22 protein-coding genes and 2 tRNA genes are annotated in these 22755 nt (G+C 56.4%); 8 read left to right on the plus strand and 16 right to left on the minus strand.

Annotation, left to right across the window (positions count from 1 at the left end; translation table 11 throughout):
- Window positions 1–266: 266 nt before the first annotated feature.
- Both MSL71_RS09965 and MSL71_RS09970 read right to left on the minus strand, forming a co-directional pair.
- Entirely contained in the window at window positions 267–2672 is a 2406-nt protein-coding gene (locus tag MSL71_RS09965; protein ID WP_180139692.1) for a PKD domain-containing protein, read from the minus strand.
- A gap of 151 nt (window positions 2673–2823) precedes the next feature.
- Window positions 2824–3600, minus strand: coding sequence for a hypothetical protein (locus MSL71_RS09970; RefSeq protein ID WP_180139695.1), 777 nt, complete (start codon window positions 3598–3600; stop codon window positions 2824–2826).
- Window positions 3601–4530: 930 nt separating this feature from the next.
- Between MSL71_RS09970 and hemW the strand changes: the two genes are divergently transcribed.
- Complete coding sequence (gene hemW / locus MSL71_RS09975) at window positions 4531–5694, plus strand: radical SAM family heme chaperone HemW (protein ID WP_180139698.1); 1164 nt, start codon at window positions 4531–4533, stop codon at window positions 5692–5694.
- Between the two features lie 143 nt (window positions 5695–5837).
- Here the strand turns inward: hemW and MSL71_RS09980 are convergent, their stop codons facing one another.
- The 3 genes from MSL71_RS09980 to MSL71_RS09990 form a co-directional block, all read right to left on the minus strand.
- Window positions 5838–7040: a DUF2333 family protein gene (locus MSL71_RS09980; protein ID WP_180139701.1), complete on the minus strand. Its 1203-nt coding sequence runs from the start codon at window positions 7038–7040 to the stop codon at window positions 5838–5840.
- Window positions 7041–7287: 247 nt separating this feature from the next.
- Window positions 7288–9204: a selenocysteine-specific translation elongation factor gene (selB, locus tag MSL71_RS09985; RefSeq protein WP_180139704.1), complete on the minus strand. Its 1917-nt coding sequence runs from the start codon at window positions 9202–9204 to the stop codon at window positions 7288–7290.
- Window positions 9205–9233: 29 nt separating this feature from the next.
- The gene (locus MSL71_RS09990) at window positions 9234–9407 is read right to left on the minus strand and encodes a hypothetical protein (RefSeq protein WP_180139707.1); all 174 of its coding nucleotides are present in this window, start codon (window positions 9405–9407) and stop codon (window positions 9234–9236) included.
- A 400-nt stretch (window positions 9408–9807) separates the two neighbouring features.
- Here MSL71_RS09990 and MSL71_RS09995 point away from each other — a divergent pair.
- The 3 genes from MSL71_RS09995 to MSL71_RS10005 all read left to right on the plus strand — a co-directional run bounded on the left by MSL71_RS09995 (window position 9808) and on the right by MSL71_RS10005 (window position 11402).
- Window positions 9808–9883, plus strand: a tRNA-His gene (locus MSL71_RS09995).
- An 8-nt stretch (window positions 9884–9891) separates the two neighbouring features.
- Window positions 9892–9968: transfer RNA gene (locus MSL71_RS10000), tRNA-Arg, on the plus strand.
- Between the two features lie 240 nt (window positions 9969–10208).
- Window positions 10209–11402, plus strand: coding sequence for a tyrosine-type recombinase/integrase (locus tag MSL71_RS10005; protein ID WP_180139710.1), 1194 nt, complete (start codon window positions 10209–10211; stop codon window positions 11400–11402).
- A 14-nt stretch (window positions 11403–11416) separates the two neighbouring features.
- On the opposite strand, the gene MSL71_RS10010 is transcribed toward MSL71_RS10005, so the two are convergent.
- Together MSL71_RS10010 and MSL71_RS10015 are read right to left on the minus strand one after the other, a co-directional pair.
- Entirely contained in the window at window positions 11417–11698 is a 282-nt protein-coding gene (locus MSL71_RS10010; RefSeq protein ID WP_180139712.1) for a hypothetical protein, read from the minus strand.
- Window positions 11699–11701: 3 nt separating this feature from the next.
- Window positions 11702–12175 carry a phage regulatory CII family protein gene (locus MSL71_RS10015; protein WP_180139715.1) on the minus strand — a complete coding sequence of 158 codons (474 nt, stop codon included), beginning with the start codon at window positions 12173–12175 and terminating at the stop codon, window positions 11702–11704.
- 245 nt (window positions 12176–12420) lie between these two features.
- Between MSL71_RS10015 and MSL71_RS10020 the strand changes: the two genes are divergently transcribed.
- The 4 genes from MSL71_RS10020 (at window position 12421) to MSL71_RS10035 (ending at window position 16223) form a co-directional block, all read left to right on the plus strand.
- The gene (locus tag MSL71_RS10020) at window positions 12421–13281 is read left to right on the plus strand and encodes a LexA family protein (protein WP_180139717.1); all 861 of its coding nucleotides are present in this window, start codon (window positions 12421–12423) and stop codon (window positions 13279–13281) included.
- Window positions 13282–13424: 143 nt separating this feature from the next.
- Window positions 13425–13874 (plus strand): DUF4875 domain-containing protein, encoded by a 450-nt coding sequence (locus MSL71_RS10025; protein ID WP_180139720.1) that lies wholly within the window; start codon window positions 13425–13427, stop codon window positions 13872–13874.
- A gap of 79 nt (window positions 13875–13953) precedes the next feature.
- Window positions 13954–15210 carry an AAA family ATPase gene (locus MSL71_RS10030; protein WP_180139723.1) on the plus strand — a complete coding sequence of 419 codons (1257 nt, stop codon included), beginning with the start codon at window positions 13954–13956 and terminating at the stop codon, window positions 15208–15210.
- Window positions 15211–15368: 158 nt separating this feature from the next.
- Complete coding sequence (locus tag MSL71_RS10035; protein WP_180139726.1) at window positions 15369–16223, plus strand: hypothetical protein; 855 nt, start codon at window positions 15369–15371, stop codon at window positions 16221–16223.
- Between the two features lie 59 nt (window positions 16224–16282).
- On the opposite strand, the gene MSL71_RS10040 is transcribed toward MSL71_RS10035, so the two are convergent.
- The 9 genes from MSL71_RS10040 to MSL71_RS10080 are packed head-to-tail and all read right to left on the minus strand — an operon-like array spanning window position 16283 to window position 22711.
- Window positions 16283–17263 carry a contractile injection system protein, VgrG/Pvc8 family gene (locus MSL71_RS10040; RefSeq protein WP_180139729.1) on the minus strand — a complete coding sequence of 327 codons (981 nt, stop codon included), beginning with the start codon at window positions 17261–17263 and terminating at the stop codon, window positions 16283–16285.
- Between the two features lie 2 nt (window positions 17264–17265).
- A complete protein-coding gene (locus tag MSL71_RS10045) occupies window positions 17266–17475 on the minus strand; it encodes a tail protein X (protein ID WP_180139733.1) in 210 nt (69 codons plus the stop codon).
- On the minus strand, window positions 17476–17874 hold the full coding sequence (locus MSL71_RS10050; RefSeq protein ID WP_218950995.1) for a phage tail protein: 399 nt from the start codon (window positions 17872–17874) through the stop codon (window positions 17476–17478).
- The gene (locus MSL71_RS10055) at window positions 17861–20377 is read right to left on the minus strand and encodes a phage tail tape measure protein (RefSeq protein WP_180139736.1); all 2517 of its coding nucleotides are present in this window, start codon (window positions 20375–20377) and stop codon (window positions 17861–17863) included. The genes MSL71_RS10050 and MSL71_RS10055 overlap by 14 nt, the downstream gene beginning before the upstream one ends.
- Before the next feature lie 9 nt (window positions 20378–20386).
- On the minus strand, window positions 20387–20518 hold the full coding sequence (locus MSL71_RS10060) for a GpE family phage tail protein (RefSeq protein ID WP_180139740.1): 132 nt from the start codon (window positions 20516–20518) through the stop codon (window positions 20387–20389).
- Window positions 20515–20796 carry a phage tail assembly protein gene (locus MSL71_RS10065; RefSeq protein ID WP_180139743.1) on the minus strand — a complete coding sequence of 94 codons (282 nt, stop codon included), beginning with the start codon at window positions 20794–20796 and terminating at the stop codon, window positions 20515–20517. Before MSL71_RS10065 ends, MSL71_RS10060 begins: the two co-directional genes overlap by 4 nt.
- On the minus strand, window positions 20780–20974 hold the full coding sequence (locus MSL71_RS10070) for a hypothetical protein (RefSeq protein ID WP_180139746.1): 195 nt from the start codon (window positions 20972–20974) through the stop codon (window positions 20780–20782). The genes MSL71_RS10065 and MSL71_RS10070 overlap by 17 nt, the downstream gene beginning before the upstream one ends.
- Window positions 20975–20977: 3 nt before the next feature.
- Complete coding sequence (locus MSL71_RS10075) at window positions 20978–21478, minus strand: phage major tail tube protein (RefSeq protein ID WP_218950996.1); 501 nt, start codon at window positions 21476–21478, stop codon at window positions 20978–20980.
- 60 nt (window positions 21479–21538) lie between these two features.
- Window positions 21539–22711, minus strand: a complete 1173-nt coding sequence (locus MSL71_RS10080; protein ID WP_180139752.1) for a phage tail sheath subtilisin-like domain-containing protein — start codon at window positions 22709–22711, stop codon at window positions 21539–21541.
- Window positions 22712–22755 lie beyond the last annotated feature (44 nt).

Genomic DNA, 22755 nt, shown 5'->3' on the forward strand with positions numbered 1-22755 from the left:
ACGGTTACCCAAAAAACAAAATAGCCGTCATTATCCAGCTTGCCTCCTGCGGATCGTTTTTTGGAAAAAGCTACCGCCTTCGCCAGGGGCTACGACGCGACAAGCCGCAAAAAAAACAATCAGAGCATGTCGAAATGATTTCGGCGGACCCTGGAAAGACTCACTTAAGACCTGTTTGTCACACCCAACGCACATAATCGGGCAAAAGGTTCGCCTCCGGCAGGGCGCCGGAGGCATAAACGGAATCGCTGGTTATGGGGATGCCTTTACCTGCAGCTTTCAACGAAACATCCCCCGCCGGATGACCCGGCTGCCCGGTCTCCCGCAGGGTCATCATCATCGTCTTCTCCGGGCTCCTCGAAATCGGCTGTGTAGTCGCCCATGCCCACGGCGATGAGGGGTTCTCCTTCGGAGGCAAAGGCAGCAGGTCGGCTTTCGCCGTTGGCCTTGTTGTAGGGTTCGGAACCCATCTTTCCCCATTGGAGAAGCTCACCGTCTGCCCTTAGTGCCGGGAGCCGTCCCGCCGGAAGGGTGGCGTCCCCTTCCACGGGCCCCAGGCCGACAATCAGCTCATGGGTGCCGTCATTGTTCATGTCCAGGCATGTGGGGCGGGTTTCACCCGTTATGGTGTTGTACCCTTCCCAGTCAACCTTCAGCCATTTGAGGTGGGTGAGGGTGTCGTCTTCCCATTGGACAACCGCCATGTTCCCATCGCCTCCTTTTCCGAGTCCGATAATGATCTCGTCTTTTTCGGGCTCACCTACCTCTTCTTCCTCCATCTCACCGCATGTGGGCCACGTCTCGCCGTTTTGCGCGTTGTATTCCTTCCAGTCGACCTGGCCCCAGGTGATGGTGTCAAAGGGGGCTGTCAGATCGGCACTGCAGGGTCTGTCCAACACGGCATAGCGGCCGTTGGGCGAGACGGCGCCTTCCTCGTCCCCTCCCAGTCCCACGATGATCTCCATGCAGTTGTCGCCGTCCATGTCACCGCATGCCGGGCGGGTTTCTCCCACGGCCAGGTTGTACTCCTCCCAGGGGAGTGTCGTTGTGGTTTCAAAGGTGACATGCTCCCCGTCAAAGGAGAAGATGGCGATACGCCCCCCTCCTCCTTTGCCAAGGCCCACCACGATCTCATCTCTGCCGTCGTTGTTGAGGTCGCCACAAGCTGGCCAGGTCTCCCCGTTGAACTCGTTGTACAGGGTGTATTCCCCTTCGGGGAGGCGTCCCCAGGCCAGGTGCTGGTACGTGGGGGAGACAACCTGGAAGAAGCCCCCGGGAATGGCTGCGTCGTCTTCCACAGGACCCAGGCCGATGATGAGCTCGGTGTTGCCGTCTCCGTCCAGGTCTCCTGACGCCACGCGGGCTTCTTTGGTCGCCTTACGATAATTCTCCCAGCCCACGGTGAGCCACAGCCGGTGCTCCATATCGCAATCAATGATCTCGACGGACGCATGTGCCGGTGTGGTCTGGGGCTCGATGGGGGTGAGGGTGTCCCGGACAGTGCAAGTGGCTACACTGGTGTTTTCGTCTGTGTCTGAAACGGTCAGGGTAAAGGTCAGCTCGATATCCTGTGGCAGGGACCGGGGTGCGATAAAATGGGCCGTGGCCTGATCCGGGGTGTCCAGGATGACATCGGGGCCTCCGGTCTGGCTCCAGTGCCAGCTCGGGGGACAGCCCTCGGGAAACCGGGAGGCACTTCCGTCCAGAGTCACCTCTTCCCCTTCACGGACAACCTGATCGCCCCCTGCGTCGGCATGCAGGGGTTTGGTGATGGTGATCACAACGGTATCGCTGTCTGCGAGGCCTTCCGTATCGGTGACCAGGACCTGGAAGACCAGCTGGACGCTGTCGTCTTCACCAAGGGCAGGGGCTGTAAAGGTGGGCTTGATGCTTGACGTATCTGACAAGGTCACCGATGGCCCCTGGGTCTGGGTCCACTGGTAAGAGGCAATACCGTCATCCGGGTCGCTGGAGGCCTGGGCCGTGAGGGTGACCGCTTGCTCTTCCAGGGCAAACTGGTCGGGCCCTGCATGGGCGTTGGGGGGGCGGTTGTCCAGAGCAAACTGCACCTCAGCGATGGCTGAATCCGTGGCCCCGTCATCGTCAGTGACCGTCAGCTGGAATGTGAGGATGACGGGTGTTTCCGGTTTATCCGGGTTTTCAGGGTCTTCCGGCTCTACCGGTTTTTCCGGCATGATAAAGGTTGCTGTCTTTGTATCTTCCCCTTGGAGGGTGACCCCCGGGTCTTCATAGCCGAATACCTGGCGCCAGTGCCAGGCGACGATGCTGCCGTCCGGATCGCTGGAGCCTTCTCCGGACAGGGTGATGGTTTGTCCCTCTACGGCAATTTGGGGCGGACTCGTGATGACATCCGGGGCCGTGTTTAGCGACCCGAAAGTTGCGGAGATCTCCTGGGAGTAGGCGGCCGGTACGTTTGCTTCGTTATAGGCCCTTACCGCAAAATAATAGGTGGTTTCCTCTGCAAGGTTTTCCACCGTATGGCTCATGACAGGCGGGGAACCGGCTGGCTGGGTAATGATGGCGTGGCCGGAATACTCTCCTTCGGCGCTCGTGCGCCATGAGAGGCGATAGTGCCCGGCAGAATCGCATGGTGTCCAGTGGACGGTGACTTCCCCTGCAAGGGCTGCCCTTGGGGGGCAGAGAGTGAGCATGCACCACAGCAAAAGGGTTCCGAAAGCAACCCATGGCCTGGAATGAACCCGGAGCGGGTGGGGAGGGCAGGAGGGCGGCGATGCCGAAGCATGGCCCCGGGGATATTTGGTTATAAACAAGGGGGGGGGGATGTGGGGGGGGCGGTGGGTGCTATCGGGTCGGTTCATCATGGTCTCGCATGCCTGGTCGGAGTGTTTTGGTTGTGGTGAGTTTATCGGGCATGGTTCCCAGGACAGGAACGCCCAAGTGCTCGGCGATTTGTTTTTCTGATTTGTATGAGGGGTCAAGGGCTTCGATGACTACCTGGGCCAGGACAAATACAAGGAGGCCCCCGGCAAAGCAGATGAGGGCCGGGATGAGTCGTGAGGGTTCCCAGATACGTCGGATGGTTCGAGATGTGTAGGTCATCTCCGGGGTACTTTCCATGGGGGGCGGTGCGGGAAGGTCCAGGCGCTTGTAACCCTCCTGTATGCGCCGGAACAAGGTGTTCCCGTAGTAGGTTACCAGGCGTTCCCCGGTTTTTCGGTTTTTTCCGATGTAGGTGACGGTGACCAGGCCTTCTTCATTGAGGCCTATGGTCAGATTGTCCCTGGCTTCTGTGTAGAGCTCGGTTCGGTGGGCCTGGGTCACGATGGCCTTGTATCCCAGGGGGTAGTCGAGGATCAGATGGGGGAAGAAGTTCCCCTTGATGAACCGGGCGGCCTGTTCGGGAGAGGCGGTGATCTCGGAAAGGGTCATGGCCTCCGTGGGGGATTCTGGGGCTGTGACCGGTGCATCGGCGGGAGATGGAAACGAAAGGGCGATGGCAAAGGTATGGGGCTTATAAGCCATAGCCATAAGGTAGAGGAGGGGCAAGGCGATGGCCAGGCTCAGGTACCTGCGGTTTTTATTGATCCGATACAGCATCCGTTTGATGTAAAACAGCATGGTATTCCTTTCTGTTGTGTATCGCGGTCTGGTCAACGGGTGATGATACATGATGTGGCTTTAGCCCGGATGTTGCACGGGTCGAGTGCACTCATTTACTGATGCTTTTGCTTGTTTTAAAACTCGGATAACGCAGAATATGGATGCGCTACACTCTCCCTAAAGATGAGAAAAGCGATCAGTGAACAGTGTGGTGTATTTTGTCTTTGTGACAGTACTGAATTTAGTTGCGTCGTTAACCATTATGGCTGGCTTGTTGTTTTTGATATGGGAAATACCCGGGTTAACGTTGCCTGATAGTAAAAATGCATGGATTGCGTATGCAGGTGAATCCTGCAAAATCGACTCAAGGGGTCCGGGGGGATATGCTAGTTTGATATACTTTTATTGTTTTTGTTCGGACTCTTTTCCTATGATGCGTTCAGACGGCGCATGTCGCGTGTCTATATCGCTGAAACGGCAAAGGGAAACGCGTTCACGTGCATGATAAATACACGGGATGGCGCGTGTGCCGTGCTGTCTGGGTGTACTAGCGAAAGAATATGGGAATGCCCATACATTTTCAATGCTTTTTTGTGGCGAGTGAGTATTTTTTTACTTTGGTGCCTCTTACGGGTGGCGTGAGGAATCAACGGTTCTCGTGGCCGTGGCTGGGGAAGACATAAAGGGCGGGCGCGGCGACGCGTGATATTCCGTGCGATGCGGCGAATCAGGTGGTGCTCCGTAACATGTCGCCGTTGAGGAAAAGAGCCGGAAAACGGTATTTCTTTTTCGGTATTCTCGAACGGGGTTTTGTTTTTGAGGGGGTGTGCGGCGGTTTCCTGAACAGTTTTATGTGGTCCCTTACGGCACTTTTCTGTGGCGGTCCCCAATGAGGGGCTGATATAGGAAGCGTATGAATCCATCACCCCAAAGGGAGACGTTTGCCCCATGAACCCCGGCCTCTATATCCATGTTCCGTTTTGCCTTCGCAAATGCCCGTATTGTGATTTTTATTCCGAGTCCTCCCTGGCGCAAAAGAAGGCGTACCTTGAAGGGGTTGTCCGTGAGATGGACCTTGTGGCCAAAGACCTTTGCGTGGAGGCTCCCTTTGATACGGTCTACTTCGGCGGGGGGACTCCCTCCCTTCTCAAGCCGTCAGAAGTGGCCCGGCTCCTTGAGGCAGCCCGCACACGGTTCTCCTTTGGGGAGGACGTTGAGGTGACCCTGGAGGTAAACCCCGGGACAGTGACCCCGACAACACTGGCCGGTTTCAAGGTGGCCGGGGTGACCAGGCTTAACATCGGGGTGCAGTCCCTTGATGACGGCACGCTTTCGTTTTTGGGGCGTCTCCACAGCGCCGGGGACGCAACCGCTGCTTTGGAAGCGGCGCGTGAATGCGGATTTTCCAATATCGGGGCTGATCTCATTTACGGGGTGCCGGGTCAGGATCTGGCTGCGGTGCGTGCGGATGTGGCGGCCCTGCTCTCCCACGCCCCGGAGCACCTCTCCTGTTACATGCTGACCCTGGAATCCGGAACCCCCCTTTATGCGCGCCACGGCAACCGGGATTTTTCCATGCCCGGGGACACCGAGCAGGGGGCTTTTTTTGGTGCGGTCTCGGATACCCTGACGGAAAACGGGTACCTCCACTACGAGGTCTCCAATTTTGCAAGGGGCGCCGGTTTTGTCTCCCGTCACAACACCAAGTACTGGGAGATGGCCACCACCGTAGGGATCGGCCCGTCGGCCCACGGATTTTATACCGGGGGGGGCGCCCGTGAGCACCCCGTGAGGCGGTGGAACGTTGCCCATCTCGGCACCTGGCTGGAACACCTGGCCAGGGGAGAGCGGCCCGTGGAAGGGGAGGAAGCCCTGGATCGGGAGGCCATGATGACCGAGGCGCTTTATCTGGGCCTGCGGCGCATGGAAGGGGTGGATTTGGGGGCGCTTTCCCGGCGCTTTTCACAGGATCTGGGCTGGGTGCTTTCTCCGGTGGTGAAGGGGTTTGTGGACGAGGGCCTCATGGTGGCCGATCGAGAGGCGGTCCGTTTGACCAGGAGAGGCTTTGCCGTGGCCGACGGCATTGTGCTGCGTCTCCTGCAGGCCTTGTAAGGGGACGTTCTATACTGTTTTCCGGAATCAAAAAAGCCCGTTGCCTCAATAATGAGACAGCGGGCTTTTTGTTTGACAGCAGTATCGAGTCAGCGCGGGCTACCTATCACCTATCACCTATCACCTATCACCTATCACCTGTATCAGGTGCTCATGGTCTTGATGACAAACTGGATATAGGCCCGGGCGTGGCTGATGAAGGCGGCCATGTTGGCCCTGTGGTTGGCGAAGAATCCGCTGTAGTCGCTTTCCTGAACGACGAGGGGATCAAGCTCGGTGGCGTGCTGGAGCATCAGCACGGCGTGGTGCAGGTCATTGGCTGCGCCGCGGGAGTCCAGGACCGGTGCGAAGTCCACCATGACGGCTTCCAGGATGGTAGCCATGGCCCTGGAGACGCCCTGGGCATAGTAGAAGTAGTCGTCGGCCTTGAAGGTGCTTACCGGGGCACCACTCTCTTCATGGGTCTTTACCAGGTCGTCGTCGCAGTCACCCAAAAGGTTCTCGAAGCTGCTGAGCAGGGGAATGAGGTTGTCGGCCCGGGAGTGAAAGGTGGCCTTGTTGCTGTTCAGGCGCTCCCTGTATGTCTTCAGTTCCTCAATGGCCTGGGCGTAGGATTTTTCCGGGGCGGGGAGCCAGTATTTTTTCGGATCGTTGTTGAACTTGGCACGGGCCAGGTTGAGGTTTTTATCAAACTTGATGGTGCTGCCGGTTCGGGCGATGCGTTCCACGAGTTTTTCCGTGGTGCGCCGGGTGACCTCCAGGACGCCGAGCTGGTAGTTTTCCACGTTGTCGGTGAAGAGGGTGAAAACATCGTTGGGCCGCCAGCCCAAAGAACGCTGGGACAGTTCGTAGTCCAGGGGCTCGATGAGGGCCGTGACAAAGGCGGTGCCCCTTACGGCATTGGGAAAAAGGTCTGCCACATCCTGTTCCAGGGAGCTGTGGCCGTCTTCGGATGCAGTCTCGTGGGTCTGAGTGTCCACATGGAGGGTGGCTTCGTGGTCCTTGGCTGCAGCTCCGCCGTGGGCGGCTGCCGGTGCGCCGTGGGTGTCGGCAACGTCATGTGCCGCAGGTTCAGCCGCGTCATGGGATTGCTCTCCCGTGACGGTTGCCTCAGGGTGGCTCGTGTCCAGCATCTTTTTAAGGGCGTGGTCGGCGGATTTCAGGGTCGGGTTGTTGTCCACCACCTGGTGGTAGGGGGACGGGTGCTCGTCGCTGCCGGTGAAGAAGTAAAACAGTTTGGCACCGCCCCAAAGCACCACGAGGGTTGCGATGACGGCAAGGCCGACCCGTGAAAAGATGTATATCTTGAACTCTTTGCTTAGCTTGTTTTTTCCGGGATCACTCATGGTTTCTCCTTCTCTGCGGGAACATTCGATGACTGCTTGTTGATGACTCGGTTAGCGACAGGCAACAGTATGCACATTTTTGGGGTAGAAGTCAAAAATCTAAGGGGTGGTGAGAACGGGTTGCCAGGTAAGTAAAACCCCGGTGATCACCGGGGTTTTGTCGGGATGGGCTTAACGGGCTGCAGCGGCAAAAAAAGACGTCGCCCCGGTCCCTTCCGGCCGGGGCGCAAGGGTTTGCAATGGGCTTTTAACTGCGTCCCCTGAGCTGCCTGGCATCTCCCACCCGGATGGTGAGGTTCATGCCGTCGTAGTGCTCCAGGAGGGGAATGAGGTACTTGCGGGAGACCCCGCCGGTCATCTCTTTAAAGTCCGCGGTGGACATTTCGGTGTTGGACTCAAAAAAGGCCAGGACCCGGGACTTGAGTCCTTCAAGGGCCGGCTGGTGAAAGTAGAGGTCCTCTTTGACTTTCATCAGGACCCCTTCTTTAATAAGGAGGAGGAGGACGTCTTTGGCCTTGTTCACGGGAACCCCCAGCGATTCGCACAGGGCCTTGAAGTAGGGAGGCGTCAGGGCTGTTTCCGTGTAAGCGCTCACAATGTCTTTTTTCAACTGTTCCTGATCCACCTGGAGTTCCACGGTGTGGGATGCAAGTTTGACGGTGTCGGCGGTGAGGACCACGGCGTTTTCACCCACCAGGTGGTTGAGGGTGAGGGTGAAGACCCGGCTTCCCAGCACATCGGGGAATTTGGACTTGAGCTCCTCTTTGGGCATCCCCTCCTTCAGGGGGTTTGCCTTGTGGTATTCGGCCAGGTACTCCTGAGCGATGTCGGTGAGGCGGGTGAAGGTCTCTCCGTGGATCAGGGTCCGGGTCTCTTTGTCCGTCTGGATGACCACGCGCTTGGAGAGGAGCCCGGACAGGGCTCCGGTGAGCTGCTTTTCGCTGCAGTTGGTCATCAGCTTCAGGTCGGAAAAGGGCAGGCCCGCGTAACCCGCCTGGACCACATGGAAGGAGATGATCTCCGGGAGTTCGTTTTCCATGAGGCCGGAAAGGCCCGTGATCACATCCTCTCGGAAGCGTTTGTGCTTCGGGGGGATGGGGTTCAGGATGCGTCCGCCGCCGATGGTGCGCACTGGAGAGTAGCTTCGGATGACGTAGCGGTCGTCCTTGATGCAGGCCACGGGCTCTTCCAGGCGAAGCTGGACCGCGGCGGTGTCTCCGGGGTCCAGGGTCTCCCGGTCAAGGAGGATCAAGTAACCCAGGACCTCGCTGGTGCCGGTGTGCAGGCGGATGCGGGTGCGGTTTTTCAGGGGCTTTTTGGAGCTGGGCAGGTAGAGGAACTCCACGTCCATGAGGTAGCTGGGCTTGATGTCTCCGGGGGTGGAGACCACCTCGCCGCGCTGGATGGCGCTCTTCTCCAGGCCCTGGAAGTTGATGGCGGTGCGCATGCCCGAGGAGGCGGACTCCACGCTGTCGCTGTGGACCTGGATGCCACGAACTTTGGATTCGGTGCCGGAGGGGTAGATGGTGACGGCGTCACCCACGGAGATCTTTCCTGAAATCACCGTGCCGGTGATGACGGTGCCGAATCCCTTCATGGTGAAGACGCGGTCCACGGGCAGGCGGAACAGGGAGCTGGTACGGCGCTGAGGCACTCCGCCCGCAAGTTCGGAGAGGCTCTCTTTCAGGGCATCCATGCCTTCGCCGGTGATGGAGGATACGGGGATCATGGGGGCCCCTTCTAAAAAGGTGCCTTCGAGGAACCCGGCGATGTCTTCCTGAACAAGCTCCAGCCACTCTTCGTCCACAAGGTCGGTCTTGGTGAGGACCACCACGCCGTGGGAGATGCCCAGGAGGGAGCAGATTTCCATGTGCTCGCGGGTCTGGGGCATGACCCCTTCGTCTGCGGCGATGACCATGGCCACGATATCGATTCCCGTGGCTCCGGCCACCATGTTTTTTACAAACTTTTCATGGCCGGGGACGTCCACGATGCCCACATGCTGGCCGTTGGGCAGGTCCATGGCGGCAAACCCCAGTTCAATGGTGATGCCTCGGGTCTTCTCCTCTTTCAGCCGGTCCGTTTCAATGCCGGTGAGGCTGCGGATGAGGCTGGTCTTTCCGTGGTCTATGTGTCCGGCCGTGCCGAGTATGATCTGTTTCAACGACCCTTTGCTCCTCTTTATATGCGCATCTATTTGGTTTTTCGGTGACGCCAGTATGCGGACAAATAGCTCAGGCCCAGCAGAAGCAGGCCCAGAGCTGCGGAATAGACGATCCCCTTGCCCGGGTAAAACAGACGCATCAGCAGCGTCCCGAAAACAAAGGAGAGAACCGCACGTATAATAAAAATGGTCACTCGTTCCATATAAGTGCACCTCAAGGCGATGATTCGCCGTCCGGGTTTCATGTGTCGGGGTGGATAAACGCATGCCGGGCAAGCATGAAATCTCTGCCCCTTGGCACGGTTTCATACCTATTATAGTTGGCTGGTGGGGGTCAATAGGCAATGTCCGGAACAGAGCAGGCCCAAAGCTGCGGGCCGATGAACCACCGGTCTCTTTGGGGTGTCCCATGGCCCGGAAACGCCCTTCCTCGGGCCTGCTCCGGATTTTCTTTCCAATGCTTGAAATGTGAGCTCAGGCGTATCGGCGCACAAATTCAGGGGCTTGTTGACGGGGCGGGAAAAGGCGGGGAATTTTTTTGCATCCATGCTTGAAAAACCCTTGTCATGCCCAGATTCATCGGGTATAAGTCTCTTGTTTTTGGTGAGCGTAGCTCAGTTGGTAGAGCCCCGGATTGTGGTTCCGGTTGTCGCGGGTTCAAATCCCGTCGTTCACCCCATACACTTTGCGCCTGTAGCTCAGCTGGATAGAGCGCCGGACTTCGAATCCGTAGGTCGCAGGTTCGAATCCTGCCAGGCGCGCCACTTGGAAGACCTAAGGCCCCTCTGCGGAGGGGCCTTTTTTGTTTTGGGCAACCCCTTTAAGTTCCAAGTGATTTCCGTTCCATCCAGGCATGATTCAGTTCGTGTTCTGCGCCTCATCTCTCCGCATTTAAGTTTCCCCACCTTCCCTTCAAACCCATACAAAACGCCCTCGTGTTTCAAGAAAACTGGGGCCATGTTGGGGCCAAATTGCATGGCCCGAAAAAACGAAGGGGAAAGTGTATGGACGACAGAAGGAAGTTTAGAACGCAGTATCCCGGCGTGCGATACCGTGAGCACAAGGTGCGGAAGCATATCGGCCTTCCTGATCGGTATTTTTTTATCCGTTGGCGGAACACAGAAGAGCGTGTGGGGTGGGCCAGTGACGGCTGGAATGCCCGAAAAGCCGCCGACCTTCTTTCCATTGTGCGGCGCAACCAGGCCATAGGCGAGGGGCCGCAAAGTCTTGGCGAGATGCGCAGGGTCCAGGAGGAGGCCAGGGCAAAGCGGGAGGCTGAAAAGAAGCGCCTTATCTCTTTGGGGGGACTTCTGATTGATCATTACCTTCCACACGTCAAGCGCCGGAAGAGATCGTGGCGTGACGACTTCTACCGCATCAATCGCATCAACTCTTTTCTGGGGCACCTGCCCCTTCCCGATGTTTCCCCGGAGAATTTGGAAGGCTTCAAGGCCCGGCTTGAAGACAGCGGCCTTGCGCCGGCCACCGTGCTTCAATACCTTGGGCTGATCCGCAGCGCCTTCAACTTTGCCATCCGGACAAAGATTGACGGCGTTTTTCTTTTTGAGGGGGCGAATCCTGTAAAATCGGTTGAGTTGCCCCGGCCCAAAGGCAGGCGGGAGCGTTTTCTTTCTCCTGCAGAGCTGGACGCGCTGGTGGAGGCTGCGGCAGAGTTCGGCTGGCTTGATTTGCGGGATGCCATCGTTTTGTCGGTCAATACCGGCATGCGTTACGGGGAGATCGTGCGGCTGGAGTGGTCGGATGTGGATCTGGTCCACGGCGTCATCACTGTGCGTCATGAAGAGCATCGGAAACCCGGTGGTCCCTGCTATATCAATGCGGACACAAGGGCCGTTTTTGATGGTCGGGAGCGGGTCAGGGGTGAGCCCCGGGTGTTCCCTCCGCCCAATGGGGGCTTTATGAAAAACGGAAGCATCACCCGGGAAGACATCTCCAAGCAGTTCGCCAAGGTGGCCAAGCGCATTGGACTTAACCGGGGGGTGACTGATAGCTCTCAACAGGTGGTTTTTCACACGCTGCGGCACACCTTTGCTTCCTGGTTGGCGCTCAACGGCACAGATATTTTCCGCATCAAAACCCTTATGCGGCATGAAACCATCTCCATGACAATGCGCTATGCGCACCTCATTCCCGATGCCACCAGGGGAGCAGTGGAGAATATCAGACCGAAACAGTGACATGTGGCCGGCTCCTATATCAGGCAGTTGATGTTGGCCAGTTGCTTGGGGGCGTACCGCACCACGTACCAGTTTAACAGTGCGGTGCGCTCGTAGGCGATGCCCGCCGCCGTGCGGTACCGGATCTCCGGGCCGTTGCCGGCTCGATCCGCTTTTTCAAGGGCCCTGGCGGAGATGATGCCCCCGGTAACCTTACTTACGGCTTTCCGTGCGATCAATTTGGGGAGTTCCGGGGTCATCATATCCACAAACTCCTGCTGTTCCGGGGTCAGCTTGACCGGTTCCCACTTCTGCATGACTTAAATTCCTTGAATTCGGGCTAAGGTTGAAAACATCTCGGTCCATCGTCGGATCACGTCGTATCCTTCCCGTGCAATTCGGCGGGCCTCCACGTCGTCCACCTCTCCATCATTAGACAGTGCTTTCTGGATGGCTTCGTGAACGTCCCCCATCTCTTTTCCGATGGAGTTCATCAGCCGCAGGACTTCTTTGGTGTCATCTTTGGACGCCGCGTCAAGGGAGGCTTTTGCGCTTTCATCGCAGGACGCGGCCAGCCAATCAATCAAAATTGTGTTGCCCAGGGCATTGCAGAAAAAGGGAACATCGGGTAATGATGGCCAGTAATGGGCATTGGGGTTGCATATGCGCGTTACACGGCTGCGTGTCCATTTCAAATCATTCTGCAGGTCTGCCCGTGTCTTGCCGGAGACAGACACTGCCAATTCCATGACTGACCCAATATTCATCTTCGCCAGCGCGGTATCAGGTATCATTGAGATCACCCCTTTGTGGAAAAGTACATACTGGATATTGATTTTTTGTGTCTGTAAGGTACTAAAGAAAGCAGGTCAGTATGTATCCTTGCTAAAATACAGTGCATGGTAACATACTAAATTACATGTATTATGTGTATAACGTAGGGGGGATAACGGCGAAACTGTTTCCCAATATGTATGGTTAAATTTAATCTGATTGCAACTAAAAAATAAAAAACACGATTTTTAAATGCGGGGGCTGTATGTATCCGTCTGATTTTTTTGAGATACTGGCAAAGGTTGTTGAGAAAAAAATGTTGCAGGAGTCCATACCCATCGCGGCGTCGCGGATCGAATCGTATTTAGGGGTCACTCCGAATAAATGGCGAAAATGGCGCGACGGGCAACAGCCCACGGCCATTGATATGGCCCGTGTTTGCTGGCGCCTGGGGCTCTCTCCCCGGTGGGCTCTCCTGGGGGACGGGGGGCACCGGGCCATTGGGGTGGCCTGGCCGGATGAGTTCAAGATGGCAGACTGGCCGGTTCAGTACCACACCATCTATAATGAGTGGCGGGAGAAGCAGATCAAACGGCACAAGCGGTTCTCGGAAACTGCCTTCGGCAAGGATCTCGGCCTCTCTCCAGGGAAGGCGCAGCACTGGAGGAACGGTCACTGGCCGCATCCCCAGGACCTGGCCATGCTCTGCCAGCGTTTCAAGCTCGAACCGCTCTGGCTCCTTTTTAACATCGGGCCGATGAAAGTTGGGGCCAGGGCGGCCAAGTCGTGGGAAGGGATCCCCGTGTATGTCCAGATTGATCCCTGCGGGGATGGATGGTTTCAGACGGCCCTGTTGGAGCAGGCGCGCCTGCCGTTTATTGACGGGGTTTCCGATGACGCCTTTGCCCTGAAGGTCGGGGCCTGTATCGAATCGGAAGGGATACGCAGCGGCATGCTGGTGGTCATCGATCCCCAGGTATCACCCCGGGAAGGGGATGTGGTGTGGGTCAAAGAAACAAAGGGGAAAAGTCGCTTGAAATCGTGGGAAGGTGAATGTCTTGCGCAATTTTTGGAGCCAGTGGAGCTGGCACCGGTGGTTTGGGTGAACAGAAGGCCCGCACGATAAAAAACACCATAAAATATGTAGGAAAGGCTGCTCTCGGTTCGGTCAGGGAACGGCCTTTTTGTTTTTCTTGCCTTGGTAAAAAACTGGTTGTATGGTGTTCTTTTTTAGGGGGCTGGCTATTCATATCTATATGGAGGATAGTAATGCGGCGTGTCCTTTTTGCAGTGATTTCGGCGGTGGCTTTGGCCTTGGCCATGGCGGGGTGTTCGGGAAACGATGTGCCGGATATGTCACAGGCCCAGGTGTATGAAATTCTTGACTCTGAAAGTTACCCCGCTCCCGATGACAAAGGGCGATACAAGATCATTATTTATTCACGCGATGCCAAAACATTCGAGCAGAGAGCACAAACGGCCATTAAGGCTGCCGTGGATTTCCAGAAAAAGAAAAATGCCTATGAGGTTATAGTTTGGTTGGAAGCTCTGCCCAAGGTTTCCGAACGAGTAGCTATTGCGGAGTATTACCCTTTTAAAAAGAGCTCATGGGGAAATGATAAAGAATATATCTGGTTGGTAGAAGGCTCAGGTTATGAAGTGCGGGGTTCTGAGTTAAACCCGATGGATATTCTTCTGAATGTGTACTTACATCAATGATTGGAATTTTTGATACATTCTAAGCGCCTTTGATATTGAATGTCTGTAGAAAAATATAGCTTGTTAGGAGGTAGATCAGTTGCGCAATACGCTCAAACCGAACGATGTTTTCGTTCCAGAAAAATTTCCGATTGAAGAAACAAACGCATATGCATACCGCGGTACGCCACAGCGAGACACTTCAACAGCTTTAGAAAGGGGGTACGTGCCTCTTGTATTTGGGGGTTACGGCGTTGGGAAATCCAGCATGGTAGCCCGTATTGCTCAAGATTTTCAACCGTCCGATGCAGTGGTGTACGTGGAAACTGTTTATGCCAAGTCACTTGATTCAATCTTTCAACAAGTTCTTGAAAAACTGGGTTATGAAGTGACCGTTCAAAACACAATGAGTTCTAAAGAGGGAACTACGGCAACCATAGGTGCAGAGGTTGAGGGCGGCATTTTTCAGGCCCTTAAGGCAAAGTTCAAAAGTACGTTGTCTGGCAACCATGAAGATACGAGAACTGAAGTTTCAGAATTAGTGGTCACAACACCCACTGAGTCGAAAATTATAGATATTTGTGAACAAAACGGACTCCTTTTAATTGTTGATGAATTACACCGTGCCAGTGAACCACTTACACACGACCTGAGCGCATTTCTCAAGGCATACGCGAATAAAAACTGTAAAAATTTTAGAATTGCATTACTGGGTACTGAAAACGAAGCGTCCCGTTTGGTTATAAGTGATCCCGGTACTGATCGGATTTTGGAAGAGGTACCTCTTCCACCATTAAGCACCACTGAGGCTCAAGAAGTAATTGAAACAGGGTTTCCAAGACTCGGGATTGAGATTAGCGATGATGTCCGTGACGAATTAGTCCAATATTCTGTCGGGTCCCCTTTCGTGCTACAGTTTCTCTGTCTTGAAATCGCTGAGGCCAGTTACCGAGAAGAATCGCGAGCAGTTACGAGCGAAGACGTCAAGGAATCGCTTAAGACTTACGGACGTCGAAAGGCTCAACGTTTGATTCGTGAATACAGAGCTGCCATTGAAACTACAGGTGAGAAACGGTATAGAAAACAGATTCTTTTAGCTATGGCTAATGGCGAAGATGAGTATGTCACGATGGAGTATCTCGTTGAGAAGATATCATCGGCACTCAATATTGATGTTCCAGCTACAGCACTCTCTGGGCCACTTCGTGCTTTAAAAAATCAGAAGTATGGCTCAATACTACGAGATGTAGCGAACCCAGCAGGTGGCGGTCGGCTTGCAAACTATTCGGGCTTCAGTGACCCCGCAATGAAAGCAATCATTCGAATGGTCGAAACTGCACCTATTCCGATGGTCTAATACAGGGATTGATGCGACCGAAGGTCACATCAATCCTCTGTTGTAAGATATCAAACCGTGAGCGGCATTTCATAGATATCAATATGCAGTCATATATGCGTGAGTAGTTTTTGTTCCTTTTGTTTTATCATCGAATCTTATATATTTAGGAATCTACGATGCCGGATCAGTTTTATGCATTTGCGCGTACAGCAAAAGATCTTTCGCGAAACCCTTTGGGTATCATTGCACTGTTCATTCTCTTGATTTATGGTTTCGCCTGTTTGGTATTAGGGACTATTGGAGAGCACCTTAGAACGGTAGAACGGCTGCCATTGATTTTTTTTCTTGTTATCTTTCCTGTCGTAGTTTTAGGTGTTTTTTATTGGCTTGTCGCCAAACACCATTACAAACTGTATGGGCCTGGAGACTACCAAAACGAAGAAAATTTTTTTAAAGGAAGTAGTGCTTCAGCCTCGGTACGACAGACTTCTAAAAATAAGAATCCGGAAGGCTTATCCATTAAAAATGATCAAGATAGGAAGCCCAAAAATGATGAGCCTGGTAAGCAAGGTAATAATCCTCAGAACATAGAAGATCTTCTGTCATTCGGCAAAGGATCTGTAGTTGCAGAATTCTTTGAAATGATTATCAATAGAGATCTGAAAGAGTTCGATTTATCAACGGGGTCAACGACTGAGAAAATTTTAGTGAAGCAGCTGGCTGTTACACGTGCCGAAGTGTGGTTTGATCAAACGTACAATTCAATTTTTGGAAGTCAGATTGCTTTGCTTAAACTTCTTAATGAGAGAAAATACCCTGTGGATTCAGTCGTAATGGATAGCTATTTCGAAAAGCAACAGCAAAAATTTCCAAAACTATTCTCAACTTGGACAAAAGAAGGATACTTGAATTTTCTCTTCGTCAATTCATTAATAGTCATTGAAGATGGTAACTATAGAATTACCCCTCATGGCATAGAATTCCTTATGGTTATAACTAAAAAAGGATTGTCAGAAGATAGGGATTTTTGATTCCTAAAGAATGTATAGGCAGTTTCCACGTACTAAAAGATTACATGAAACTGCTTGTATCATGATACATAGTACTTGGTCTTGACTACTACCTGTATCGTATACCCCCCACCCAACGTATGCACCACATTCCCCACCACCCACTCCACCCCCGCCACCTCCTGCCTCATATCCGGCAGCGTGACGGGGCACTCCGTCATTAAATTCGGATTTCCCACAGCAAGGGATAAAGACCCCGTGGCCTTCTCCTGGCCCATTTTGTCGAATCGCCCCTGGGCTGCTTCCTTGGCCTCTTGTTCGTTGGGGTAGTGCTTGGGCAGTTTTAGGACTGGCTCGCCGTCTCCCACCTTTACGTCCACGTCTTTGGCTGCGTCGGCATCGCGGTAGGTGGCCACCACGCTTTTGTATTGGGCGCGGTCCGGGAATGTGAAGCGCCAGGAGGAGAGATCCGCCCGGCGGATCTCCACGGGGGTGAGTTCTTTGCCGGTCACGCTTTTGGCCTTGCCCTTGGGCACGAAGATCAGGCAGCCGCCGGCTGCCTTGGCCACGGCATCGATCTCCCGGGCAAGGCGGGTGAGAAGGTGGAGGTCTGATTCGTTGTTCTGAATGATGTGGTTTCGCTGCACTTCCGAAAGAAACGGGTCCACCTTGGGGGTGAGCCGGTGGCGGGCGGCGATGGTGGCCACCAGGTCGCCCATGCGGATCTGTTCGAAGCTGGCCGTGCGTTTTTCCTTGAGGCTGCCCCGCATTTCGGCGGCTTTGGCGGAAAGGGTCAGGGTTTCGGGTGGGCCGGAGACGCAGGTGGTGTCCACGGTGAACAGGCCCATGTAGGTGAGCCCGGTTTTGTCTGTCCCCATGTGGATGTCCAGTTCTGCGCCTTTGCGGGGAAGCTCCAGGCGGTTGTTCCGGTCATCGAGGAGGATGGAGGCGGTATCGGATTCAAACCCCGCCTTGTCCGTGACAGTAAGGCGAATCAGCCGGTCGGCGATGAGATCGGTGATGTCCTTGCCTTCGGCCACAATGCGAAAGAGTGGTTTCATGGTCAGTCCCACAGCTTGATGGGTTGGTTTTTCGTCTCGGCCTTGGGGAGCATGGGCAGGGTGATGAGAAGCCCGGCAGGGAGCACCGGCCCCTGATCGGCAAGGCCGGGGTTGGCAGCCAGCACCGCTTCCACGGTGCCGTTGGTGTGGCCGTAGTGTTTGTGGCAGATGGCATCCAGAACGTCATGTTCGCGCGTGTGATATACGGGCATTTATGTGTCCTCTCCGTAGCGTACCAGTCTAACCCGGAACACAATCTTCCGGGGTACACCGCCCTGGAGGAAAGAGTTCTGGGACTCTGAAATGGATTTGATGCACCACTTGCCCCACACCTTGCCCAGGCCGTCCACCAGGGTGAGGGGGTTGCCGGTGTCGGCCATGGAGCGCATCTTGTCCATTTGGCCAAGGCCGCCGGCATAGTGCGGGTAGATGGTGCCGGCCAGGGTGATGTCATCCCGTCCCGGTCCCAGGTACTGCAGGGCAGGGCGCCTGCCCACACGGCGCTGTGCGGACCACTTCCAGGAGGAGGAGCGTTCAAAGCTGTCATAGGCTGCCGTGGAGATGGAAAAACGGTACTCCCCCAAGCCCATCAGCACATCATTCGATGTCATACAAGGCCCCCTGTTTTTCTTCGGTTTCAATGCGTTTGATTTCGGCCATCAAGCGCCTGGCTACGGCTTCGGGATCTTCGCCGGGCGCCTGTTGAAACTGGATATTGAATTCCTTTTTGCTTTTATCAATCTTTGTGACGGCGGGCTGGGGCTTCAACGTGGGGATGGTTCCAAGATCGGGCACCGCAGCCATGGCAGGGGCCGCCATTATCATGCCCGCACCGGCCACAGCTCCTGCTTTTTTCTTGGCGTTGGCCGCGATGGTGTCCGTGTGCTGTTTTTTGTCCCTTGAAAAGAGCCCGCCCACGATCCCGCCGATCCAGTCTCCGCCGGCACCTCCGGCGATGCCGCCCACCAGGGCACCGATGGCCGTGCCCACCCCGGGGAAGATCATGGAGCCAAGGGCCGCCCCGGCCATGGCTCCACCGGCACCGCCTGCGATGCCCCCCACATCCCGCGTAACAGAGGCGGCTTTCTGGCCTTTGGTTTTGTCCTTATCCAAAAGGGTGGCCCCGATGGAGATGGCCCCGGTGGCAACGGCGGCAGCTCCTCCCAGCCTTCGTCCCATCCCTTTGCCTACGGTGAGGGCCGTGCGAAAGCCCTTGGGAAAACGCCGGGCAGCCGCAAAGCCCCGTTTGCCCAAACCACTCGCCCGTCGTAGGAGGCCGCGCCGTCCGACACCCCGGCGCCCTCTGCGGCCCCTTCGCCCCTTTTTTCGTTTCTTTTTGCCGTCGCCACCACCTCCGCCATCATCGCCCGCCATGCCTTCCATGGCCATTTCGGCACGGGTTTTTCTGGCCTGGTAGCCCATGGCGGCCATGGCGGTGGTAAGGGCTGCCACGGCAGTGACCACCGGGGCGGCCACCGTGGCAATAAGGCCCACGCCCCCCACGATGCCGATGATGGCCGTGGAGATGCCGCCGTGGTTGATAACAAATCGTTCCACCCAGTCCGTTACCTTTTCGAGCAAGGGAAGCATGCGTTCCAGGGCAGGGGCCAGGGCGTTTCCCATGCGCGCCTTGATCAGGTTCCAGCGTTGCGCCTGAATCATCATGCGGGCATCCAGGTTGTTGTCCATGGCTTTGGCCATGGCGCGCGTAAACTGTTCCCTTTGAAGCTGCGCGCGTTCAAGCTCGGTCCGTTGTGCCACAAATGCTTTTTCCTGCCCCCACATCGCCTTGAAGAACTTCACGGCCTCATCGCTGCCGAACGCTTGCTGGAGCTTGGCCCCGATTTCGGATGTGTAGTTATCCCCGAACGCCGCCCGGGCCTGTGCCAGAAGGTCGGGCAGGTCCCGCATGTTGCCCTTGTCGTCCAGGGTTTCGATTTGGACGCCCATCTCTTCAAACTTGGCGTGGGCCTGGGCTGCGGAGCGCTCCAGGGCAGACAGGGTGGTGCCAGCCACGCCCGATTCCATTTTTTGTTGAAGCATACCCAGGGCGGTCATTTGGCTGGAGAGGGACACACCGGCAGCGGCAAGGCCTGAGCCCATGGACTGGATGGCCTGCTGCATTTTCGCGCCGTCGGTTTTGAATTGCTGCACGCTCTTGGACAGGGTGGCGGAGAAGATCTCCCCAAACTCTTTGTCTGTTGCGTTTTTATAAAGGGGCTCTTTGAATGAGCCATAGGCCGTGGCAAAAAGGCTGGTCATCTGGCCCACGTCTGCCCTGGTGGCCTTGGCTGTCCACGCGGCGTTGCTGGTCATGGCCGCCACGCCCCGGTCGGTGAGGTTTGATATGCCGGATTTGATGTCATAGGCGGCAGAGACGAAGGCCGCCGTGCTCATGCCGGCCAGGTTGCGGGTGGCGTCCATGCCTGCCTTGGTGATGGTGTCGAGGTCCTTCACGCCCAGGGAGGCCAGCTCCCCACGCGATCGCTCAATGCCGCGCATGCGGTTGATGGGGTCGGCGACCATGCCCCGCGCGGTCTGTCCCACGCGCCCGGCTCCTTCGGCCACCAGGGCGATCTGGGCGGACCGCCGCAGGCTGCGGTCCATGCGCTCCCGTGCCTTTGTGACCTCTTCAGACACCTGCGCCATCTTCTTCATTTTGCGGGTGCCTTCTTCCAGCTTGCGGGCCACGTCGGCCTGGGCCGCAGCCAGATTCCGGGTGTCCACCCCGGCGCCGCGCATCTCCGTGCGCATCTCCTTCAATGCGTTTTTCTGCTGGCGGTGTTTCTCCTTCAGGGCCGCAGACGCCTTGCGGGCACGGTCAAACTCCCGTTCCAGCTTGCGGGTGGGCTTTTCGGCTTTGGCTATCTCGCGGCCCAGTTCTGCCACCCGCTTGCTGGATACGGCAAACTCGGCAGATGTTTTGCTGAGGCGGGTTTCAAGGGTACGCATCCGATCAATGGCTTTGCTTTCCCGCCCCAGGGCATGCATGGCCTTTTGGCTCTCTGTGATTCGGGTGGCCATGCGATTAGAGGACTTTTCCACCTCCGCCGCAGGCTTGCTGTAACGGTTCACCGCATCGATCACAATGGAGAGTTCAAAGTCTTTATTCATGCGTGCCCCTTATGGTGTTGCTGTGTGGTTGGCCCGGTACCGGGCCACGGCTTCCTCGTGGTAGTCCAGGAATTCATCCAGTGACAGCCCCTTGATCTCCGAAGGCTGCCACTGAAACACCGTGGCGATGTTGGCAATCATTTTGCGGCGGGTTTGCCGTCCGAGGGCTCCGGGCCAGACTGGAAAAAAGTTTCCACCTTGTCGTTGATCCTTTCCCAGTCGATCACGTCCATGGCGTCCAGGTCCTTGGGGGAGAGTTCGGCCACCAGCTGGATCAGCTTTCGGGACCGGTGGTGGGTGCCGTTCTCATTTTCCATGAGGGTGAGGTCCCCCACGGTGGGGCGTCGCAACGTCAGGGTGTCCACCACCACCCCGTCTTCATTTTTAAAGGGGTATGCCAGGTCAAATGTTTCCGTCATGGTCCGTGTCCTTTTCTTCTGCCGCCGGGGCGGCCTTGGGTGAGGGTTTCAGCTTTACGAATCCGCCGAGCACCAGGAATTCAGCCTGGCGCGGGGTGAGCTCCACGTCTGTTTCCGGTGGCACCGTGCCGCCGGAAAGGAGCACGGTGCGCCGGGTGATGTAGGTTTGCGCTTTCATCCGTTAGATCCCGATGGCTTCGCGGACTTCGGCCAGCATGTCTATTCCGCCCACCACGCGTTTCATGTTGGGAATATCGATGAGCACCACGGGGATTTTGTTAATGGCCAGGCCGTAGTAACGGCAGGACACCTGCACTTTCAGGCCGGACTTGTCCCCGGCCTTCCAGGAGCCCATATCAATCTCTTTCCAGGAGCCGGTCAGGTTGATGATGACGGGCTTGATGGACCCCCCGCCATCGTCAAAGGCCCCACGCATGGTGAGGTTCACCAGGTTTCCGGGTGCCAGCCCCCACATGGCAAACAGGGCCGGGTCATATTCGTTGACGGTAAAGCTGCCGGTGAGCTTTTCCATGCCCAGGTCCACGTCCACCGGGGCATCCATGGCGCCGCCCCGGTACTCTTCGGTTTTGATGGAGAGCTTGGGCAACTCGATGTTTTCAACCTTCCCCGCGTATCCCTTGCCGTCCACAAAGAGATTCATCGCGCGAAGGTATTCAGGCATGTTTGACATTTTTCCTCCTTGGCCAGGGGCCGGGAAAGGTTTTTGCTTAACGCTTAACGGCTATTTGAAAACTTCCTCCACGTAGCCGTTGTTGATGCGGCTGCGGAAGACGGGTCGCTCGCAGGGGAAGGGCGGGCAGAAATCAAAATCAAAGGTGCACTCGCCCTTGCTCACGGTGGCCGGGGTGTTGAGGGCGGTATCTACCCAGACGTCGCCGCCGAGGATGGCCCCCTTGGCCTGCAGCTCCCGCAGGTAGGCCCCCACCCCTTCGGTGACGTCCTCCACATAGGTTTTGGTGATGTTGCGGTCCACGGCCCAGAGGTGGGCTTTCTGGAGGCTTTCGTTGATCATGTCCGCCGTGCGCCGGACAGAGAGAAAGGCCCACTTGGGATCGCTTGAACAGGAGCGGTTGCCCCAGAGCCTGAAACCGTCTTCCTGAATGATGGTGGCCACCTCGTTTTCGTTGAGGTGGTTGGCCCGGCAATTGGCATCACCCATGGTGAAGTCAACGGGCCGTGCCGTGCCGATGATGCCGGCCACGGTACGGTTGGACGGGCTGTGCCAGAAACCCCGCTCCGTGTCGGATTTGGCGAGAACACCCGCCACGCGCGCAGAGGCGGGCTCAATGACTTCGGCGCTTGTGGCCGTGTCCCACACCTTCACCCAGGGGTCCACCACATAGGACCGTGCCGATCCCATGGTTTCCCGGAACGTGATGGCATCGGCGTCCGTGGTGTTGGGGCCGTCCAGGATGACGCATCCCCGAAGCTGATCCGCCACGGCCACCAGCTCGGTGGCCGCCGCTGCCTCATGGGAAAACCCCGGCGCGCACAGGATTTTCGGCGTCACCTTGGCGATGCCCTGGGCACCCAAAAGGGCCTTGATGCCGGTATACTGGCCGGAGCCAGCATCCACCCCGCCGATGACGGCGGAAAGGGTGGCGGCTTCGTCAGCCCCTTCGGGTACGCGGATCACCACCACCATGGCGCCGCATTGGTCAAAGATGCCGTTCATGGCCGCAGGCAGGGTACCCTTGCCATCGCCCACGGTGTCCAGTTTGGCCGTCATGGTTTCATCGCCGGGGACAAGGACGGGTTTGTTTTCCGGGAAAACGGTGGCATCCGCATCCGGGGCCGTGCCCACCACCCCGATGACGGAGGATTTCACCGTCTGGATGGGGCGGGGGCCGGAGTCGATTTCAACAATTTCTACGCCGTGGAGAAAGCCGCTCATGGGTAGCTCCTTTTGGTTTGAGTTATTGGTGGGTATCGGTCCTC

This window comes from Desulfoluna butyratoxydans (assembly GCF_900699765.1).
In the GTDB taxonomy this organism is placed as follows: Bacteria; Desulfobacterota; Desulfobacteria; order Desulfobacterales; family Desulfolunaceae; genus Desulfoluna; species Desulfoluna butyratoxydans.

Coding starts and splice junctions, on each gene's coding strand:
- MSL71_RS09965 (WP_180139692.1), bottom strand. CDS start 2,672: ATGCTCACTCTCTGCCCCCCAAGGGCAGCCCTTGCAGGGGAAGTCACC.
- MSL71_RS09970 (WP_180139695.1), bottom strand. CDS start 3,600: ATGCTGTTTTACATCAAACGGATGCTGTATCGGATCAATAAAAACCGC.
- hemW (WP_180139698.1), top strand. CDS start 4,531: ATGAACCCCGGCCTCTATATCCATGTTCCGTTTTGCCTTCGCAAATGC.
- MSL71_RS09980 (WP_180139701.1), bottom strand. CDS start 7,040: ATGAGTGATCCCGGAAAAAACAAGCTAAGCAAAGAGTTCAAGATATAC.
- MSL71_RS09990 (WP_180139707.1), bottom strand. CDS start 9,407: ATGGAACGAGTGACCATTTTTATTATACGTGCGGTTCTCTCCTTTGTT.
- MSL71_RS10005 (WP_180139710.1), top strand. CDS start 10,209: ATGGACGACAGAAGGAAGTTTAGAACGCAGTATCCCGGCGTGCGATAC.
- MSL71_RS10010 (WP_180139712.1), bottom strand. CDS start 11,698: ATGCAGAAGTGGGAACCGGTCAAGCTGACCCCGGAACAGCAGGAGTTT.
- MSL71_RS10015 (WP_180139715.1), bottom strand. CDS start 12,175: ATGATACCTGATACCGCGCTGGCGAAGATGAATATTGGGTCAGTCATG.
- MSL71_RS10020 (WP_180139717.1), top strand. CDS start 12,421: ATGTATCCGTCTGATTTTTTTGAGATACTGGCAAAGGTTGTTGAGAAA.
- MSL71_RS10025 (WP_180139720.1), top strand. CDS start 13,425: ATGCGGCGTGTCCTTTTTGCAGTGATTTCGGCGGTGGCTTTGGCCTTG.
- MSL71_RS10035 (WP_180139726.1), top strand. CDS start 15,369: ATGCCGGATCAGTTTTATGCATTTGCGCGTACAGCAAAAGATCTTTCG.
- MSL71_RS10040 (WP_180139729.1), bottom strand. CDS start 17,263: ATGAAACCACTCTTTCGCATTGTGGCCGAAGGCAAGGACATCACCGAT.
- MSL71_RS10045 (WP_180139733.1), bottom strand. CDS start 17,475: ATGCCCGTATATCACACGCGCGAACATGACGTTCTGGATGCCATCTGC.
- MSL71_RS10050 (WP_218950995.1), bottom strand. CDS start 17,874: ATGACATCGAATGATGTGCTGATGGGCTTGGGGGAGTACCGTTTTTCC.
- MSL71_RS10055 (WP_180139736.1), bottom strand. CDS start 20,377: ATGAATAAAGACTTTGAACTCTCCATTGTGATCGATGCGGTGAACCGT.
- MSL71_RS10060 (WP_180139740.1), bottom strand. CDS start 20,518: ATGATTGCCAACATCGCCACGGTGTTTCAGTGGCAGCCTTCGGAGATC.
- MSL71_RS10065 (WP_180139743.1), bottom strand. CDS start 20,796: ATGACGGAAACATTTGACCTGGCATACCCCTTTAAAAATGAAGACGGG.
- MSL71_RS10070 (WP_180139746.1), bottom strand. CDS start 20,974: ATGAAAGCGCAAACCTACATCACCCGGCGCACCGTGCTCCTTTCCGGC.
- MSL71_RS10075 (WP_218950996.1), bottom strand. CDS start 21,478: ATGCCTGAATACCTTCGCGCGATGAATCTCTTTGTGGACGGCAAGGGA.
- MSL71_RS10080 (WP_180139752.1), bottom strand. CDS start 22,711: ATGAGCGGCTTTCTCCACGGCGTAGAAATTGTTGAAATCGACTCCGGC.